The sequence below is a fragment of the Streptomyces sp. NPDC002884 genome (assembly GCF_040295245.1).
Lineage (GTDB): Bacteria > Actinomycetota > Actinomycetes > Streptomycetales > Streptomycetaceae > Streptomyces.
This window is the reverse complement of sequence record NZ_JBEOVB010000004.1, coordinates 233,986-252,835: the sequence shown is the minus strand read 5'-3', so window position 1 is coordinate 252,835 and position 18,850 is coordinate 233,986. Positions and strand designations below refer to the sequence as shown.

Genomic DNA, 18,850 nt, shown 5'->3' with positions numbered 1-18,850 from the left:
GGCGCCCAGGACACGGCCTGCGGAAGCGGGCCGTGGGGGCGGGTCTCAGCTCAGCAGGTCCGGTTCGCTCCTGCTGATGTCCTGCCACGTCGGCTGGTAGTTGATCCAGGCCACGAGGTCGCCGCCGAGCTGTTCCCGGGTCGCGACCGCCGCCCGGTGGTCGATCAGGACGGGCCGGCCGGCCGCCCGCGCGGTCAGCTGGACCTGGCTGGAGCGTTCCATCGACAGGAACCACCAGGCGGCCGCGTCCACCGAGTCGCCGACCGTCAGCAGCCCGTGGTTGCGCAGCACGAGCGCCTTGCGGGAGCCGAGCGCGGACGCGATACGCCGTCCTTCCCCCGCGTCGACGGCCACGCCGGTGTAGGCGTCGTAGAGCGCGTGGTCCTCGTAGAAGGCGCAGCTCTCCTGGGTGATGGGGTCGAGCAGTTCGCCCAGCGCGGCGAGGGCGCGGCCGTGCACCGAGTGGCAGTGGGCGACCGCGACGACGTCCGGGCGGGCGGCGTGCACCTGGGCGTGCACGGTGAAGGCGGCCTGGTTGACGTGGTAGCGGCCCTCGACGACCTGTCCGTCGGCGTTGGCGAGCACCAGGTCGCTGACGGTGACGTGCTTGAAGGGCATCCCGAAGGGGTTGACCCAGAAGCAGTCGTCGAACTCCGGGTCGCGGGCGGTGATGTGCCCCGAGACACCGTCCTCGAAGCCGAGCCGCCCGAAGATGCGTACCGCGCCGGCCAGCCGTTCCTTGCGGTGTCGGCGCTCGTCCTCCACCGAGTCGTGCATCGGCGGCATCGCGAACTGAAGCCGGTCGGTGGGCAGGGGGGCAGGCGGCGTGGGCCCGTGCATCGGTCCTCCAGCACTGGGTTGCTTTACGACGCGGAAGTTACCGTCGGTCAGTGCAAAAGGGCAGAGCCGTTATGTAAAGATGACGATTTCCGTCACCTTCGGAGCACACCTTGAGTCTCGCCGACCGCCCCCTCACCGCCCTCATGCGCCAGATCGCGACGCGCGACGCCATCGAGCTCGTCCACCCCTTCGCGGAGCTGGAGACGTTCGGCGCGCTGGTCTACGTCGCCGAGTGCTACGGCTTCCGGTACGAGAGCGTGCGCCTCGTCGGCAAGCACCGCATCATGCACGTCCGGCTGACGCGCGACTCCGCCCCCTGGGCGCGGCAGCGGGCCGCGGCGAACTCGGCGGCCTTCCCCGACCCGGGCCCCGGCCGCCCGGTGCCCGGCATGTACCTGGGCTCGCTCACCCCGGTCCCCGAGGTGCAGGCGGACGTCGACGTGCTCACCGCGCTCATCCGCCACGACGCCCTCGGCGCGGCCGCCAACCGCAAGCAGCTGCTGGCCATCGGCTGGGGGGCGGGTGCGCTGTTCCTGCTGATGGCCCCGCTGACCGGCAAGTACGCCGTGCTGCTCCCGCTCGCCGTGCTGATGCCGTTGTTCATGGTGGGCGCCCTCCGGGTGAACACGACCCGGCGCGCGAAGCTGGCCCGACGGCTCACGGCGGCCGGCTGCACGCCGGTGCGGGACGCCGCGGGGCTGGAGCGGTACGTACGGCCGGTGCCGCAGGGGTTCTGACCCACGGCCCGGGGATACCGGACAGCGGATGTCGGGTATCGGGGCCACACTCGCCGTATGACAGCGAACTGGGCGGCCTTCGCCGCAGCCGAACCCGCACTCGCGACGATCACCGAGGAACGCTTCGGAGCCTTCACGCATCACGTCCTCGCGACGCTGCGCCGGGACGGGTCTCCCCGCACCACCGGCATCGAGGTCCGTTTCCTCGGCGGTGAGCTGTGGCTCGGCATGATGCCGGGCTCGCTCAAGGCCCTCGATCTGCGCCGTGACCCACGCTTCTGCCTCCAGGCCAACCCCGGCGAGGGCACCGGGATGGGCGGGGGCGACGTACGGATCGCGGGCCGGGCCGTCGAGGTGGCGGACGGGGAGGCGAGGGCCGCGTACGTGAAAGAGGTGGAACCGCCGCAGCCGTTCCACCTCTTCCGCACCGAGCTGACGGAGGTCGTACGGACCTACGTCGAGGACGACACCTATCTGGTCGCCCAGGTCTGGCAGCCCGCGGAGCCGGTACGCACGCTCAAACGGACCTGAACCCTTCTCTCAAAGGGTCCCGCAAGGGCCTACTCCCACTCGATGGTGCCCGGCGGCTTCGAGGTCACGTCGACGACGACGCGGTTGACGTCGCGCACCTCGTTGGTGATCCGGGTGGAGATCTTCGCCAGGACGTCGTACGGCAGGCGCGACCAGTCGGCGGTCATCGCGTCCTCGGAGGAGACCGGGCGCAGGACGATCGGGTGGCCGTAGGTGCGGCCGTCGCCCTGCACGCCGACGCTGCGGACGTCCGCGAGGAGGACCACCGGGCACTGCCAGATCTCACGGTCGAGACCGGCGGCCGTCAGCTCCTCGCGGGCGATGGCGTCGGCGTCGCGGAGCAGGTCGAGGCGGTCCTTGGTGACCTCGCCGACGATCCGGATCCCGAGGCCGGGGCCCGGGAACGGCTGGCGCTGGACGATCTCCTCCGGCAGGCCGAGCTCCTGGCCGACCATGCGGACCTCGTCCTTGAACAGCTTGCGCAGCGGCTCGATCAGCTGGAACTCGAGGTCCTCCGGCAGACCGCCCACGTTGTGGTGCGACTTGATGTTCGCGGTGCCGGTGCCGCCGCCGGACTCGACGACGTCCGGGTACAGCGTGCCCTGGACCAGGAACTCCACCGCCGGACCCGCGTCCGCGATGATCTCCGCCTGGGCCTGCTCGAAGACCCGGATGAACTCGCGGCCGATGATCTTCCGCTTCTCCTCGGGGTCCGAGACGCCCTTGAGAGCGGTGAGGAAGCGCTCCTCCGCGTCCACGACCTTCAGCTGGACGCCGGTCGCGGCCACGAAGTCCTTCTCGACCTGCTCGGTCTCGCCCTTGCGCATCAGACCGTGGTCGACGTACACGCAGGTCAGCTGGGAGCCGATGGCCTTCTGGACGAGGGCCGCGGCGACCGCCGAGTCCACACCGCCGGAGAGGCCGCAGATGGCGCGCCTGTCGCCGACCTGCTCCCGGATGGCCGCGACCTGCTCGTCGATGACGTTGCCGGTGGTCCAGTCCGGGGTGAGGCCCGCGCCGCGGTACAGGAAGTGCTCCAGCACCTGCTGGCCGTGCGTGGAGTGCATGACCTCGGGGTGGTACTGGACGCCGTACAGCTTCTTCTCGTCGTTCTCGAAGGCGGCGACCGGGACGACGTCCGTGGAGGCGCTGACGCTGAAGCCCTCGGGGGCGGCGGAGCAGGCGTCGCCGTGCGACATCCACACGGCCTGCTCGGCCGGGGTGCCCTCGAAGAGCGTCGAGGAGGAGCGGGAGACGTGCAGCTCGGTGCGGCCGTACTCGCGGGCGCCGGTGTTGTCGACCGTGCCGCCGAGGGTCTGCGCCATCAGCTGGAAGCCGTAGCACATGCCGAAGACGGGGACGCCGGCCTCGAAGAGCTCGCGGTCGAGGCGGGGGGCGCCCTCCTCGTACACGGACGAGGGGCCGCCGGAGAGGATGATGGCCGCCGGCTTCTTGGCGAGCATCTCCTGGACCGGCATGGTGCTCGGCACGATCTCGCTGTAGACCCGCGCCTCGCGGACTCGACGGGCGATGAGCTGGGCGTACTGCGCACCGAAGTCGACGACCAGGACGGTGTCGGGGGCGGCGGCAGTAGGAGTCGCTGATGACACGGGGGCCTTCCGGCGGTGGGGCGGGGTCTCTGTGTAACCCGATTCTACCGAGGTGGACGTGGGACCGGTCCCGGCGTCGGAACCACCACCGCGTCTCAGGATGCGAACCGCCTCGGGAACCGCCTTGGACCTCGCCCGACGACCCTGCATACTGACCTCATGCTCACGCACCCGACCTTCGTCTTTACCTATGGCAACCGGCCCACCGGCTGCCATGGTCGTGCTGCTTGAGCAACTGACGAGCGACTTCCCAGGCGCCCCGGGCCGACAAGGCCCGGGGCGCCTGTCGTTTTCCCGGGTCCTGCCGCTCCGGGGCACCCGTATCCACCACAGGAGCCCCCATGACCACCATCGACGTGACCGGCGCCCGCACCCCCGAGGCGGCCGACCTGATCGCCGGCGCCCGTGAGCGCATCGACTCGCTCGACGACCGGATCATCGGTCTGATCCAGGAACGGATGGCCGTCTCCGCCGTCATCCAGGAGGCGCGGATCACCTCCGGCGGCCGGCGCGTGAACCTCTCCCGCGAGATGGAGATCCTCGGCCACTACAGGGACGCCCTCGGCAAGCCCGGCACGTCCCTGGCGATGACGCTGCTCGAACTGTGCCGGGGCCGTGTCTGAGGTCGGGCGTCAGTTCGGCCCCCTTCAGCACCCTTCTCACCCGTACGGGCGCGTGACCGCCTCCCGGACGGTTTCGTTGGTCCCGGTGTCCGTTCCAGCCAGGGGCGGGCCCGGAATAACCACGCGTGGCTCGCTGGAGCGATGAGGCGTACGGATCGTGCCGTGCGCCGTGGGACCTCGCTCCGGAACAAGTGACCGGACGGCAGGGGACAGCAGCCCGGTCACCCAAGAGAACGGCCGGCCTCGGGGACGCCCGGGGCCGAGCCGACCGGCGAAAAATGCAAAAATGCACAAGGGCTGGGTCAAACGGTTGCGGGCGCCGCGCTCATCCAGCACGATGCGTAGAAAGCCCCGAACAGCCCCAAGTCCCCCTCATGGCAACCACCTTCCGTGCGTTGCCCGCACTGCCAAAGGTCCAGGCCAGCGGCGCGACCCCCCGGCGCCGCTCCCAGGCACCGGCGCTGCCCTGACGCCGGTGCTGACGATAAAGAAGGGCCTCGCGGATCCGTCCCGCGGGGCCCTTCGTCATGCCCGCGCACGTCCCCGCGCGTCCCCCTCCCCCTCATCCCCCCGGATGCCCCCGCCTGCGCCCGGCCGCCTGCGCCCGGCCGCCTGCGGCTGCCCCACGACTGCCCTCGCAAGAAATGCGCCACCCGAAAGGGATGCCTTCTTATACGGGAGGCAGTGATAAAGAGCCAATGATTTACGGATGCTTTCACTGGCCTTTCACGCTATAGACACATTCGGCCTCTTAGTGATCCCTTCAAGCCAATCAACGCTCGGTCAACTTTTGGCCAGTGCTTGATCCCGTTAGATCGCCCCAACCGCCCCACGCTCACCGGAACTTCCGAGGAGACACACAGGGGGCGGACAGATAGGGGGGATCGCCCGTGGCGATCAAACGGAGGAGCGTCATCGTCATAGGAGTGGCCACCGCGGCCCTGGCGGCGGGCACCACCATCGTCCAGGCCGCCCTGACCGACAACATGTATCCGACCGGGAACTACTTCCACACCTGTGTCGACGGCGAGATGGGCGACGGGTTCTGCCAGACGGACAACAAGACCCTCACCATCTACCGGGAGGGCAGCCTGTCCGCGGCCGAGAAGAACACCATCTCCCGCGCGGCGAAGGACTACTACGGGCCGACCGACCTCGTGGTGAAGATCCAGTCCTCCGGTGTCTACCGGGGCAGCGCCGAGACGGACGTCGTCTACAAGGCGAAGACTTTGTCGCGCGGAAAGATCGGCATCACCTGGTGCGACGACGCCTCCAGCACGAACAAGTGCGACCAGCACTACATCGTCTTCAACAAGGACCACACGGGAATCGGCTCCGTCAACAAGTCGGACGCCTGCCATGAGACCGGGCACGCCGTCGGCCTGACGCACGGCCCCGAAGCCAGCCCCCGCCTCGGCCTGTACGACGACCGCCTCGGCTGCATGTCGTACAACGACGTCTACAAGCTCGGCGCCAACAACAAAGAAAACATCAACGCGACCTACTGACACCTGACCAGGGGGAATTCCGTGGCAATGAGCACCGGAAAGAAAATAGCGGGGACCGTGCTGGGCGCCGCCATAGCCGGCGTCCTGGCCGGTTCGGCCGCGCTCGTCCCGTTCTCGGACGACGCGCGCGCCGCCGACGCGGGCCGGCGGAGCGACGTCGTGCTGGGCGAGTCGAAGGACGCCATCCCGTCCCGTACCGCGAGCGACTGGGTCTCCTACGGCGACCAGGCCGCGGTCGTGCACGTGGCCGCCGAGCACGAAGGGGTCGCCGACAGCGAGGAGGTCACGGCGGGCGAGGGCTACCTCTCCCGGACGATCGACCTCCAGGTCAAGGAACGGGTGTGGTCCCGGTCGGGCGCCACGACGCTGCCCGACACCCTGTCGATCATCGCGGACGGCTGGGAGTTCAAGGACGAGGGCAGGCTCCGCGTGAGCTCGCAGGACGCGTCCCGCATGGAGGTCGGGCACGACTACCTGGTCTCGTTCGCCCACTTCTCCGACGGGGAGTGGTCGACCCTGGGGACCGGCGCCATCCTCCCGTACGACAACAGCGAGGTGGGCCAGGGCGAGTACCAGGGCTCGACGGTCACCGCCTCGGCGTACCGCTCGACGATGGCGTCGCGGCTGGTCACCGGCGTGGCCGAACCCCTGACCTACCAGGCGGCGGGCAAGACCGCGGCCGGCGTCAAGACGCTCCTGACCAGTGCGACCCCCGACGCCACCGCCGCCCAGAACTACGCCCTCGACGCGGTCGCCCGGGCCCGGCTGGTCGCCAAGGCCGCGGCGGCGGCAGCCGCGGCGGCGGACACCTTCTGCCGGGTGGCGGCGCCCCTCGCGACCGACGCCGGCAGCAAGTACACGCCGGGCGAGCTCGCGGACGTCATCGGCGACCTCGCCGGAATGTCGGAGGCGTCGGACAGCACGATCCTGCGTGCCTACTCGGCGCAGCTGCGCGCCGGGGACGACTCCGGCTGGACCACCGGCACCATCCGCAAGTCCGCGGCCACCCGGATCGCGCGCGCCTGCACCATCGACGTCGGCGACCTCCTGCCGAACGACACGGGCGACACGGAGTGACCGACCCGCGGTGACCGGGCCGCGATGACCGGCCCCCGGTGACCGGGCGGACCGTCTCCCCCGGCGGTCCGCCCCCTACGGGGCGCTCCCCGAACGAACCGGGCGCTCCCGGCGTCACAGTGATGACCTTCTGAACCGACCCGAGGGGGAGTCCCGTGGCCATGACCACGCGAACGAAGATCACGGGGGCCGTGCTGGGCGCGGCCGTCGCCGGTGCGCTCGCGCTCGTCCCGCTGACCGACGACGACGGCTCCGGAGGCGCCGCCGACAGCGGGAGCGTCGTACTCGGCACTTCGGAGAAGGAGGCGGTGCCGTCCTTCACCGCGACCGACTGGGTGTCGTACGGCGACCAGGTCGCCGTCGTCCGGGTCACGGCCGAGCACGAGCTGCCCGACCCGGGCGAGGAGGCCGGTACGGGAGAGGACTATCTGGCGCGGACGATCGACCTCCAGATCAAGGAGCGGGTCTGGGCCCGGTCCGGCGCGCCCGCCCTGCCGTCGAAGGTGTCGGTCACCGCCGACGGATGGCAGCTGAAGGACGGCGCGAAGAGGGAACTGGGGTCGCCCGACTCCTCGCGGCTCGAGGTCGGCCACGACTACGTGGTCACGTTCGCCCGCTTCTCCGACGGAGCGTGGTCGCCGCTGGGCTCGGGCGGTGTCCTGCCCTACGACCACAGCCGGGTCGGCGAGGGGGAGTTCGAGGGGGAGACCGTCACCGCCGACGCCTACCGCTCGGCGTGGGAGGAGCGGCTGGTCCCCGGCGACGAGGAGCCGATGGCGTTCCGGGCCGCGGGGAAGCCCGCCACCGGCGTCCAGGGGATCCTGCGGAGCGCGACTCCCGACGCCACGGCCGCCCGGTACTTCGGCCTCGACCCGGCCGCCCGGTACCAGAAGGTCGCGGGAGCGAGCGAGCCGGCCGACACCTTCTGCTCCGTCGCCGCGCCGCTCGCCGTGTCCGAGGACAGCCGCTACACGCCGGACGAGCTCGCCTCCGTCCTCACCGACCTCGCCGGACTCGCCGGGCGGGACGCCTCGGCGCTGCGCGCGTACGCGACATCGCTCGAAGCCGGGGCCGGCGCCTCCGCCCCGGTCGACGACACCGCCCGCAAGGCCTCGGTCACCAGGATCGAGCGGGAGTGCGGGACCGACGTGGGAGACCTTCTGCCGACGGACGCCGAGGGGGACGCGGGCGGCGACGGGGGCTCGGAGGGCTGAGCGGGAGGCCTCGGCCCGGTGGGTGTGACGCGGACCACATAAAGATCCTGTGAGCTGCGTACAACTGTTCACAACCGTCACCGGTCACACCCACCGAAACCAAGGCCACATCCCACACCCCCATGCGGAAGGCCTCCCACCGGATCCACCGAGGTCTTCATGAAGCTTCGCCGCACGCTCGTCACCGTGGCCGCGACGGCCGTCATCGCGCCGCTCGCCCTGCTGTCCGCACCCGCCGCCTTCGCGGAGGAGAGCGGCTCACCGTCCGCGAGCGCGTCCACGTCGGACGACACCTCCGCCTCGCCGTCCGGTTCGAGTGACTCGAACGGCGCGAGCGCGTCCGCCTCCGAGTCCGACACCTCGTCGCCGTCGGCGTCCGAGTCGCAGAGCGGGAGCGCCTCCAGCTCCGCGTCCGGCTCCTCGTCGCCGTCCGCGTCCGGCTCGGGCAAGGCCTCCGTGAGCCCGTCGGCGAGCGCGAGCGAGGACGGGTTCGACCCGTACACGGACTGCAAGTCCTTCGAACTGGACGAGAAGCTCACCGCCCAGATCAAGGGTCTGCCGAGCAAGATCGTCGCCGGTTCCGGCTGGCAGGACTTCGAGTTCGTCGTCAAGAACGGCTCCGACCACGACCTGAAGAACGTGTACATCGACTCCTTCATGGAGTACGGCGACGAAACGGACGAGTGGCTGTCCGAGGGCCTCGCCGTCATCCAGGTCAAGGAGGACGGCAAGTGGACCGACGGCTTCCAGGACTACTACGAGGACGAGGACGGCAAGAAGGTCAACGTCACGGGGTCCTTCGTGGGTCTGCTCGACTCGCTGGAGCAGGGCGCGTCCGCCACGCTCGACCTGCGGGTGAAGATCAAGGCGTCCGCGCCGGCCGGCTCCTCGTTCGCGCTGAGCGAGGCCGTGTACGCGGGCAAGGACTCCGCCTGCTACGGCAACGGTGACTTCTACGACGTCGAGATCCTCGCCGCCGGCAGCTCCGCGGACGGTGTCGACGACGCCGAGCCGAACGGCGACAAGCCCACCGACGGCGCCAAGCCCCAGGGCGGCGCCAAGCCGATCAGCGGCAGCCTCGCCTCGACCGGTTCGAACTCCGCGCTGCCGATGATCGGACTCGTCGGCGGGGTCGCCGTGGTGGCCGGCGCCGGTGCGGTGTTCGCGGTCCGTCGCCGCAAGGCCGGCACGCACGCGTAACGCGTATCGAGACCAGCGAAGGGACCTGCGCTCGGAGGGGGGCGCAGGTCCCTTCGCTTATCGCTTATCGCCTACTGCCTACCGTCTACCGTCTACCGGCTACCGGCTACCGGCTAGCGGCCACCGGCTCATTCCTTGGGCGGAACGGTCGGCATTCCCAGGAACGGCAGGCGCAGCGCGCCGAACGCGTCCGCCGGCACCACCGGGCCGACCGGCTCCACCGGCTTCAGCCGCTCGTACGCCGCGCCCTGCGTCGGACGCGGGTCCGTCTCGCCCTTGTTCGGCCAGTACGACATCGCGCGCTCGGCCTGGGCGGTGATCGTGAGCGACGGGTTCACGCCCAGGTTCGCCGAGACCGCGGCGCCGTCGACGACCGAGATGCCCGGGTGGCCGTAGAGGCGGTGGTACGGGTCGATGACACCCGTCTCGCGCGAGTCGCCGATCGGGCAGCCGCCGAGGAAGTGCGCGGTGAGCGGGGTGCCCATCAGCTCGCCCACGTTGGAGCCGGCGAAACCGTTGATGTCGGCGGCGATCGCGGAGGCGGCCTCGGAAGCGGCCCTGATCTGCTTGGGGTTGGGGGCGCCATGGCCCTGGCGTGCCGTCAGCAGGCCCCGGCCCACACCCGTCGGCTTCAGATACGTCGTCAGCGAGTTGTCCAGGGACTGCATCACCAGACCGATGATGGTCCGCTCCGACCAACGGCGGTTGGACAGCGAGCGCAGGACGAGAAGCGGGTGACGGGCCGCGTTCGCCAGCCAGCCTGCGACCCTCGACGAGCCCTCCGCGTACGGCACCTGCAGGATCGACAGGCCGCCCATCGAGTTGGAGCCCTTGCCGTAGCGGACCGGCTCGATGTGGGTGCTGTCGTCCGGGTGGACGGAGGAGGTGATGGCGACTCCGCGGGTGAAGTCCACCTTCGCCGCGCCCGTCGCCTTGCGGTAGCGGCGGTCGTCGGTCTGCGCGCCGACCAGCGCCTCCGAGTTGGTGCGGGTCAGCTCGCCCAACCGCTCTGAGAGATACGGGAGTTGGCCGTTCGCCTTCATGCGGTGCAACAGGGTCTGGGTGCCGTAGGTACCCGCGGCGAGCACCACGCGACGGGCCTTGAAGACCCGGCCCTTCGCCTTGCGGCGGTCGTCGGTGGGGAGCGTGGCGACCGCGAAGCCGCCCTGCGAGTCGTCGGTGACCGACACGGCCGTCGTCAACGGGTGCACGACCGCGCCCGCCTTCTCGGCGAGGTGGAGGTAGTTCTCGTTGAGGGTGTTCTTCGCGCCGTGCCGGCAGCCCGTCATGCACTCGCCGCACTCGGTGCACGCCTTGCGGGCCGGTCCCGCGCCTCCGAAGTAGGGGTCGGCGACCTGCTCCCCCGGCTTCGCCTTCGCCGTCCCGTCGGCGTCCTCGCCGTCGCCGAAGAACACCCCGACCGGCGCCATGTGGAAGGTGTCGCCGACGCCCATCCGCTCCGCGGCCGCCTTCAGATGTACGTCGGAGGGGGTCGTCGTCGGGTTGAGCCGAACGCCCAGCATGCGCCGCGCCTGGTCGTAGTACGGCTTCAGCTCCTCCTGCCAGTCGGTGATGTCCCGCCACTGGGGGTCGTCGAAGAAGGGCTTCGGCGGTACGTAGAGGGTGTTGGCGTAGTTGAGGGAGCCGCCGCCCACGCCCGCGCCGGCCAGCACCATGACGTTGCCCAGCAGATGGATGCGCTGGATGCCGTACATGCCGAGCCTCGGGGCCCACAGGTAGTTCTTCAGGTCCCAGGAGTTCCTGGGCAGCGATTCCCGGGTGAAACGGCGGCCCGCCTCCAGGACGCCCACGCGATAGCCCTTCTCCGTCAGGCGCAGGGCGGTCACCGAGCCGCCGAAGCCGGATCCGACGACGAGGACGTCGTAGTCGTAAGCGTCCTGGGACACATGCTCTCCTCTTTGAGAACGGATGTGAGGGGGGTGCGCGCCGGCGCGGGCGCTCCGGCGGGATCCGGCGGGATCCGGCGGGCGCTCTAGCGGAAGCGGAACGCCTTCATCAGCCGCAGGCTCCGGCTCATGAACTCCGCGTACTTCTCGTCGTCCATGCCCAGTGCCGGAGCCATCGGCAGGAGGCGCTGCTGGGCCACCGTCTGGGCCTCGGTGTACTTGAGGATGCCCTCGGAGCCGTGACGGCGGCCGAGTCCGGATTCCTTCATGCCGCCCATCGGCGACTGGACGCTGCCGTAGGCCGGGGCGTACCCCTCGTTGACGTTCACCGTGCCGGTGCGCAGGCGGGAGGCGACGTCCCGGCCGCGGCGGCCGTCCTTCGTCCAGACCGACGAGTTCAGGCCGTACGGCGTGGAGTTGGCCTGCTCGACGGCCTCGTCGTCGGCCTTGAAGCGGTAGATCGAGACGACCGGGCCGAAGGTCTCCTCGGTGCAGACGGACATGGGTTCCGTCACCGAGTCGAGGATCGTCGGCTCGAAGAAGTACGGGCCGACGTCCGGGCGGGCGACGCCGCCGGCGACGACCTTCGCACCCTTGGCGACGGCTTCCTCCACGTGCCGGGTCACCGTCTCCAGCTGACGCTCGCCCACCAGGGAGCCCATGTCGGCGCCGTACGCCAGCGAGGTGCCCAGCCGCATGGCCTTGGTGCGGGCGGCGAAACGCTCGACGAAGGCGTCCGCGATCGACTCGTGGACGTACAGCCGCTCGATGGAGATGCAGAGCTGACCGGCCGAGGAGAAGCAGGCGCGGACGGCGCCGGCCGCGGCCTTCTCTATGTCGGCGTCCTCGAGGACCAGCATGGCGTTCTTGCCGCCGAGTTCGAGGGAGACACCGACGAGACGGTCGGCGGCGCCCCGGGCGACCTCGCGGCCGGTGCGGGTGGAGCCGGTGAAGGAGACGTAGTCGGCGTGCCGGACGACCTCCGGGCCGACGACGGGACCCTCGCCGAGGACGACCTGGAAGACCTCGGCGGGCAGCCCCGCCTCGATCAGCAGGTCACGCGCCCACAGGGCGGTCAGGCAGGTCTCCGTGTCCGGCTTCATCACGACCGCGTTGCCCGCGACGAACGCCGGCAGCGCGTCGCCGACCGACAGTTCCAGCGGGTAGTTCCAGGGGGCGATCTGGCCCACGACACCGCGCGGGTGGCGCAGTTCGGTGACCTTCGTCAGCGTCGGCATGGCGCCCGCGTGCCGCTTGGGGCGGAGGTAGGCGGGCGCCTTGCGGCCGTAGTGCCGGGCGGCGACGGCCACCGCCTGCACCTCCTCATGGGCGTGCAGCCGGGCCTTGCCGGTCTCCAGCTGGATGAGGTCGAGCACCTCGGCCTGCCGCTCCAGCACCAGGTCGTGGAAACGGAGCAGGACGGCGGCGCGTTCCCGCACGGGCGTCCGCTCCCAGACCGGCTGCGCCTTGCGGGCCGCCTCGAAGGCCTTGAGTACGTCGTCGGGCGTGGACTCGGGCAGGTCGGCCAGCTTCCCGCCGGTGAAGGGCGTGTGGTTGGCGGTACGGCCGGAGCCGGTCACCCCCTTGGTGAGCTGGGCGACCAGCTCCGGGGTGACCACGTCCGCGGCGGTACGCACGCCGGCGGGGGCGGGGGCGAGGGGGTTGGTACCGGTCGTGGTCTTCCCACTGAGCTCGGTGCCGGTCTTTTCCGGGGCCTGCGAGTCCGTCATGAGGCGCAGGGTATGACGTGGGGAAGACTTTGGGTACCCGCCGGTAATACCGTTTCACCGACCGCACACATGATGCCAGCATTCACTGGCAACAAACCTGCTGATCAGGAGGTTGTGCCCGGTCATTTACCGATCTCCAGGCGGTCGCGCGCCTCCTTGAACACCGCCGTGCCCTGCTTCTCCTCCGGCGTCCCCTTGGGCATGTCGACACGCAGCTCGTACATGCGGGCGTCGGCGGTGAGGACGAACAGTTCCATGACACGGGTCGGGGTGTCGTCCAGACCGTAGGCGGTGTCGGCGAGGGCGGCCTCGTCCCCGTGGAAGCTGGTCCGGGTGGTCTGGGTGCGCGCGTCCGGGGCGTGGGCGCTCCAGGTCTCGCGCGCCTGGGCCGCCCGGGCCGACGGGGCGGCGGGCGCCTTGTCCCACAGGGTGAGGCGTACGTCGACCGAGCCCGCCGAGTAGACCACCAGGCGCGGCTGCTCATCCGCACCGCCCTGCCGGGCCGACTGCCGGTACCGGCTCGGGAGGGAGAGGACGGCGTCCAGTCCGGCCTCGCGGTGGGCGACCCACCGCGCCGCGGCGACGGCGGAGGCCGAGGGTTCCGCCGGCGCCGAGCCGGCGTAGGTCACCGGTCGCTCCGTCGCCCCGCCGTCGGCCCCGCCGAGCCGGGCGCTCCCCCACCAGGTACCGCCGACGAGCAGCCCGCCGAGCACGGCCAGAGCGAGCGAGCGACGCCTCGACGACCGCAGGAAGCGGCCCGCGCGGGCCTGCCCGGACTCGCGGGGCTGCCCGGACTCGGCGGCCTGCCCGGACTTGGCGGGCGGTCCGGACCCGCCGCCCGGCCCGGACGTACCGGCCTGCCCGGACTCGCGGGGCTGCCCGGACTCGCCGGCTGGCCCGGACTTGGCGGGCGGTCCGGACCCGCCGCCCGGCCCGGACGTACCGGCCTGCCCGGGCGTATCGGCCTGCCCGGACGTACCGGCCGAGGCCGGGTGGGGCTGTCGTCCGGGGCCGTCGGTCGGCTTCGGCGGGGCGCTCGGTTGCGCCGGGTCCTGCCGGGCCGCCCCCACTCGTACCGTCCCCGCGTCCTCGCCGAACTCCCGTAAGGCCCGCACGTCCTGAGGCGCGGCCTCCTCGGCGACCTCCGCCTTCTCCGCTCCCGCTGTCCCTCCCCCTCCCCCCGCCTCCGTCTTCTCCGGGGACGGGACCGGTCGGCCCTCGGCGACCGCGGCGAGTGTCTCGGCGACCTCCGCCGGGTCGGGCCGCTGTACCGGGTCGCGTACCAGGAGCCGTACGACGAGCGGGCCGAGCGGGCCGGCCTGTTTCGGCTCCGGCGGGTCAGCGGCGATGACCGCGGCGAGCGTGGACTCCACGGTCGTACGGCGGAACGGGGACCAGCCCTCGACGGCCGCGTACAGCAGGACGCCCAGGGACCAGAGGTCGGAGGCAGGGCCCCCGCTGCGCCCGGACATCCGCTCGGGCGCGACGAACTCCAGCGAGCCGACGAACTCGCCGCTGACGGTGAGGGATTCCTCGCCCTGGACATGGGCGATGCCGAAGTCGGTGAGGACGACCCGGCCACGAGGGTGCCCCCGCTCCGGTGAAGCCGGGAGTGGAGGAGGGCCGAGCAGGACGTTGGCGGGCTTCACGTCCCGGTGGACGATGCCGACGGCGTGCGCGGCACGCAGGGCGCCCAGGACGGCGAGGCCGATCCGGGCGGCCTCGGCGGGATCGAGCGGGCCGCGCTTCAGCACCTCGTGCAGGGACTCGCCACGGACCAACTCCATGACGATCCAGGGCAGTCCGCCCTCGCCGTCGGCGGCCGCCCCCTCCACCACCACATCGTGGATGGCGACGGCGGAGGGGTGGTCGACGCGGGCGGCGGCCCTGGCCTCGCGGTGCAGACGGTGGGCGGCCCGGCGGTGGAAGTCGTCCTCGGGATCACCGGGCAGCCGGGGCTGCTTGACGGCGACCTCGCGCTCCATGAGCTCGTCACGGGCCCGCCATACGGTGCCCATACCGCCGGAGCCGATACGTTCCAGCAGCCGGTAGCGCCCGCCCACCGTCCGGTTCTCGGCGCCGCCGGGGCCCCCGTCGTTGCTCATGTCTCCATGACTACCACGATCTCCGGCGCCCTCACCTGCCCAGGGCGAACCGTCCGGTTTCCAGTCGTCGCACCTCCACGACACCCGGCCCGGCGAAGTGCGCCGGTATCACCAACTCCTTCTCGTCCGCCGCTCGTTCGAGGATCCTGGCGCGTTCGGTCGCCGCGCGTCCGGGGTCCAGGCAGAAGCAGCTGCTGCACTCGGGCCGCAGCACCTGCACCGGGTTGTGCAGCAGGTCCCCGACGAACACGGCCCGTTCGCCGCGCGAGGCGACCCGCAGGACGGCCGAGCCCGGGGTGTGACCGGGGGCCGACTCCAGGGTGAGGTGCTCGTCGACGCGGTGCTCCCCCTCCCAGAGCACCGCCTGCCCGGCCCGGTGCACGGGAGCGACGCTGTCCTCGTAGACCAGCCGGTCGTCCTCCCGTTCACCGCCGCCGTACCCGCCCGCGGGCCCGAAGTAGGCGTCGTCGGCGGCCGGGAGGAGGTAGGAGGCGCGAGGGAAGGTCGGCGTCCACTCCCCCTCGACGTCGAGGGTGTTCCAGCCGACGTGGTCCGCGTGGATATGGGTGTTGACCACGATGTCGACGTCCTGCGGGCGCACCCCGGCCCGCTCCAGCCGCCCCGGGAGGTCCCCCTGTCGCCGGTGGAAGTGCGGGAACCCGGGCCGCTCCCGCCCGTTGCCGACGCCGGTGTCGACGAGGACCGTCCGGCCGGCGCTGCGCACGATCCAGGTCTGCAGCGCCGACATCACCCGGTCGCTGACGGGGTCCCAGTGGTCCGGGGCGAGCAGCTCCCGGTGCTCCTTCCACACCTCGGGACCGCAGTCGGGGACGAGGGAGGGAGCGGGCACGAAGAGGGACTGCCACTCGACCACCCGGAGGATCTCGACGTCCCCGACCGTGAAGCTCTGCACGTGTTCGTCAGTCATGCCGGCGAGCCTAGGGAGACGTCCCTGAGTGTTTCGATGCCCGAACCGCTCAACCGGATACGCGTGCGCCTCACCTACCCTTGCCTCATGGACGTGGTGAGCGACGCGATCTCCTCGGTACGCACCGGACGGCCCCACTCCGACCGGCTGGGGGTGAGCGGGAGTTGGTGCACCCGGATCGCCGCCTACGAGGGGGCCGGGTTCCATGTCGTCCTGGCGGGGAGCTGCTGGCTGCTGCCGGAGGGCGGTGAGGGGATCCACCTCGGTCCTGGGGACGTCGTGCTGCTGCCGCACGGTGCGGGGCACGTGCTGGCCGACCGGCCCGTGGACGCGGTGACGGCGGCCCGCGCGGTGCCGTTCGAAGAGGTCCGGCCGAGTCGCGTCGCGGGTGAGGTGGAGCTGCTGTGCGGCAAGTACCGCCTGGACCGCAGTCGTACGCATCCGCTGCTGGCGGAGCTGCCCCAGGTGGTGCACCTGGCGAACCGGGCCGACCGGCCGTCCGAACTCCGGGGCGCGGTCGACCTGCTGGCCCATGAGCTGGACGGCCGTCGGCCGGGTGCCTCCCTGGCCCTGCCCAGCCTGCTCGACCTGCTGCTCGTCTACATGGTCCGGGCGTGGCTGGCGCGGGCCGCGACCGGCGCCTGGCCGGCCGTCCTGGGTGACCCGGTGGCCACGGCCGCGCTGCGTGCGCTGCACGCGGACCCGGCGGCGCCCTGGACCAACGACAGTCTGGCGGCCCGGGCGGGCGTCTCCCGGGCGACGCTGGCGCGCCGCTTCACCTCGCTGGTCGGCCGCCCGCCGATGGCGTACCTCACGTGGTGGCGGCTGACGCTCGCCGCGGCCCGGCTGCGCGACACCGACGCGCCGCTGGCGGCGGTGGCCCGGGAGACGGGGTACGGCAGCCCGTACGCCCTCTCCCACGCCTTCAGCCGGGAGTTCGGGACGACACCGGGAAGGTACCGGGCCGCCCCGGGCGGGGACCTGACCTGATCCGGTCCGGCCTGACCGGGCCCCGCCTGACCGGACCGCCCGAGCCGACCGATCTGACCGGCCTGACCGATCTGACCGGCCTGACCGGCCTGACCGAGCCTTCCCTGGCCTGCCGCGCCTTCGCTGGCCTGCCCTTCCCCGGCCTTCCCCGGCCTGGCCTGGCCTGTCCTCGCCTCGCCTCGCCTCGCCTCGCCTGGCCTAGAGCTTGTCGAGGTCCAGGTTGGCGATCGCCGTGCGGGCCACCTCGCGGCCCCGCGCCGTGAAGTCGCCCGCGCCCGGGTAGGCGATGGTGAGCCGGTACATGTCGCCGGCGGCGGACTTGTAGTAGAGGATCCGCAGCTCACGCGGGCGGGGATCCTGGCTGTCGCTGGTGGTGTAGCTGACGGTGTTCCCGGCGGCCTTCTGGTCGCGGAACGTGGCGTTGTCGTCGGGCCGGGTCTTCGGCGCCTTCGGCATGTCGAGGCGGTAGCTGCCGTTCTCCTTGAACACGCCGTCGTCGGCGTACATCTCCGCGGCCGCGGACGCCTTGATCTCCTTGCCGGTGTCCTCGGCCTTGCGGTCCACCGACAGCACCACCGAGATGGCACCGCTCGGGTCGGTGTAGCTGACCCAGTGGCTGTCGTCCGACTCCCGGTCGGGGACGCCCTTCTTGTAGGTGTCGGGCACCGCCACCTTCGCGGTGACGTCCGCCACCCGGTGCTTCTCCCAGCCGTCCGGCAGCGGCCCCGCGAACGGGTCGGCGACCACCAGGTACGCCGTCACCGCCGCCGCGACGACCGCCGCGCCGAGCACGGTCCACGCCGTGCGCCCGAACCGGCGGCGGGCGCGGGGGGCTTCCGCCTGCGGCACGACCTGGGTGGGCCGGGGCGCGGGCGGGTTCGCGGCGGCCTCCAGCAGGGCCCGTACCCGTGCGGCGGCCGGGCGGCGCGCCGGGTCCTTCTCCAGCAGTCCGTTGACGGCCTCGGCGAGCGGACCCTGGGCGGCGGCGGGCGGCGCGGGCACCGCGTTGAGGACGGACTGGAGCGTGGCCGGGGTGTTGCTGCGGCGGAACGGCGAGACGCCCTCCGTCGCCGCGTACAGCACCACGCCCAGGGACCACAGGTCGGCGGCCGGGCCGGGGCGCTGGCCCAGCACCCGCTCGGGGGCGATGTACTCGGGCGAGCCGACGATGCCGCCGGTGTCGGTCAGGTTCGTCTCGCCCTCGATCTGGGCGATGCCGAAGTCCGTGAGGACGATGCGGTCGTGCCGGCCGAGGAGGATGTTGTCCGGCTTGACGTCCCGGTGCAGGATGCCCGCCGCGTGCGCGGCCTCCAGCGCGCCGAGCACCTCCAGGCCGGTCCGGGCCGCCTCGCGAGCGCTGAGCGTGCCCTCCTGGAGGGCGTCGCCGAGCGAGCGCCCGTGGACCAGCTCCATCACGATCCACGGCCGGCCGTCGACGACCGCCACGTCGTGCACGTTCACGACGGCCGGGTGGTCCAGCCGGGCCGCGGCCCGCGCCTCGCGGCGCATCCGCTCGAACACGTTGGCCTGTTCGCGTTCGGGAAGGTGGTCCGGCACGCGGGGTTCCTTGACGGCGACCTCGCGGTCCACCGTCTCGTCCTTGGCGCGCCACACCGTGCCCATACCGCCGTGCCCGAGCTTGGCGAGCAGCCGGTAGCGTCCCGCGATGAGCCGTCCGACGCCCGGCTCCTGCGGCGGGGCGGCCTGGACGGGCACCGCGGTCTGCTGCGGCGGCGCCGGCCTGGGCGGTTGCAGTACAAAACTCGTCGTCTCGTCGGCCTCGTGACCGGCGCCCCCGTCGTAACTCATGAGTCCATCCATATCGCGCCAGGCAGGCCGGTATCCACCGG

15 protein-coding genes are annotated in these 18,850 nt (G+C 71.8%); 8 read left to right on the top strand and 7 right to left on the bottom strand.

From position 1 onward, the window contains the following. Positions 1-45: 45 nt before the first annotated feature. The gene (locus ABT070_RS11265) at positions 46-840 is read right to left on the bottom strand and encodes a class II aldolase/adducin family protein (protein WP_351757891.1); all 795 of its coding nucleotides are present in this window, start codon (positions 838-840) and stop codon (positions 46-48) included. A gap of 110 nt (positions 841-950) precedes the next feature. On the opposite strand from ABT070_RS11265, the gene ABT070_RS11260 reads away from it, so the two are divergent. Both ABT070_RS11260 and ABT070_RS11255 read left to right on the top strand, forming a co-directional pair. Continuing rightward, on the top strand, positions 951-1,577 hold the full coding sequence (locus ABT070_RS11260; protein ID WP_351757888.1) for a hypothetical protein: 627 nt from the start codon (positions 951-953) through the stop codon (positions 1,575-1,577). A 57-nt stretch (positions 1,578-1,634) separates the two neighbouring features. Continuing rightward, positions 1,635-2,108 (top strand): pyridoxamine 5'-phosphate oxidase family protein, encoded by a 474-nt coding sequence (locus ABT070_RS11255; RefSeq protein ID WP_351757886.1) that lies wholly within the window; start codon positions 1,635-1,637, stop codon positions 2,106-2,108. Positions 2,109-2,137: 29 nt separating this feature from the next. Here ABT070_RS11255 and guaA read toward each other — a convergent pair whose 3' ends face one another. Beyond that, a complete protein-coding gene (guaA, locus tag ABT070_RS11250) occupies positions 2,138-3,718 on the bottom strand; it encodes a glutamine-hydrolyzing GMP synthase (protein ID WP_351757884.1) in 1,581 nt (526 codons plus the stop codon). A gap of 341 nt (positions 3,719-4,059) precedes the next feature. On the opposite strand from guaA, the gene ABT070_RS11245 reads away from it, so the two are divergent. The 5 genes from ABT070_RS11245 to ABT070_RS11225 all read left to right on the top strand — a co-directional run bounded on the left by ABT070_RS11245 (position 4,060) and on the right by ABT070_RS11225 (position 9,340). Next, on the top strand, positions 4,060-4,341 hold the full coding sequence (locus tag ABT070_RS11245; protein ID WP_351757881.1) for a chorismate mutase: 282 nt from the start codon (positions 4,060-4,062) through the stop codon (positions 4,339-4,341). Between the two features lie 890 nt (positions 4,342-5,231). Further along, on the top strand, positions 5,232-5,849 hold the full coding sequence (locus ABT070_RS11240; RefSeq protein ID WP_351757880.1) for a hypothetical protein: 618 nt from the start codon (positions 5,232-5,234) through the stop codon (positions 5,847-5,849). Positions 5,850-5,876: 27 nt separating this feature from the next. After that, a complete protein-coding gene (locus ABT070_RS11235; protein WP_351757878.1) occupies positions 5,877-6,926 on the top strand; it encodes a hypothetical protein in 1,050 nt (349 codons plus the stop codon). 161 nt (positions 6,927-7,087) lie between these two features. Continuing rightward, complete coding sequence (locus ABT070_RS11230) at positions 7,088-8,140, top strand: hypothetical protein (protein WP_351757877.1); 1,053 nt, start codon at positions 7,088-7,090, stop codon at positions 8,138-8,140. Between the two features lie 159 nt (positions 8,141-8,299). Continuing rightward, positions 8,300-9,340, top strand: coding sequence for an LPXTG cell wall anchor domain-containing protein (locus ABT070_RS11225; RefSeq protein WP_351757875.1), 1,041 nt, complete (start codon positions 8,300-8,302; stop codon positions 9,338-9,340). A 128-nt stretch (positions 9,341-9,468) separates the two neighbouring features. Here ABT070_RS11225 and ABT070_RS11220 read toward each other — a convergent pair whose 3' ends face one another. From ABT070_RS11220 to ABT070_RS11205, 4 genes are all read right to left on the bottom strand, one after another. Beyond that, entirely contained in the window at positions 9,469-11,247 is a 1,779-nt protein-coding gene (locus ABT070_RS11220) for a GMC family oxidoreductase N-terminal domain-containing protein (RefSeq protein WP_351757872.1), read from the bottom strand. An 86-nt stretch (positions 11,248-11,333) separates the two neighbouring features. Further along, a complete protein-coding gene (locus ABT070_RS11215; RefSeq protein ID WP_351757869.1) occupies positions 11,334-12,977 on the bottom strand; it encodes a succinic semialdehyde dehydrogenase in 1,644 nt (547 codons plus the stop codon). A 122-nt stretch (positions 12,978-13,099) separates the two neighbouring features. After that, positions 13,100-15,082: a serine/threonine-protein kinase gene (locus ABT070_RS11210; protein WP_351757866.1), complete on the bottom strand. Its 1,983-nt coding sequence runs from the start codon at positions 15,080-15,082 to the stop codon at positions 13,100-13,102. A 31-nt stretch (positions 15,083-15,113) separates the two neighbouring features. Continuing rightward, a complete protein-coding gene (locus ABT070_RS11205; protein ID WP_351757863.1) occupies positions 15,114-16,010 on the bottom strand; it encodes an MBL fold metallo-hydrolase in 897 nt (298 codons plus the stop codon). A gap of 87 nt (positions 16,011-16,097) precedes the next feature. Between ABT070_RS11205 and ABT070_RS11200 the strand changes: the two genes are divergently transcribed. Then, entirely contained in the window at positions 16,098-17,000 is a 903-nt protein-coding gene (locus ABT070_RS11200) for an AraC family transcriptional regulator (protein WP_351757861.1), read from the top strand. A gap of 198 nt (positions 17,001-17,198) precedes the next feature. Here the strand turns inward: ABT070_RS11200 and ABT070_RS11195 are convergent, their stop codons facing one another. Beyond that, on the bottom strand, positions 17,199-18,809 hold the full coding sequence (locus ABT070_RS11195; RefSeq protein ID WP_351757858.1) for a serine/threonine-protein kinase: 1,611 nt from the start codon (positions 18,807-18,809) through the stop codon (positions 17,199-17,201). Positions 18,810-18,850 lie beyond the last annotated feature (41 nt).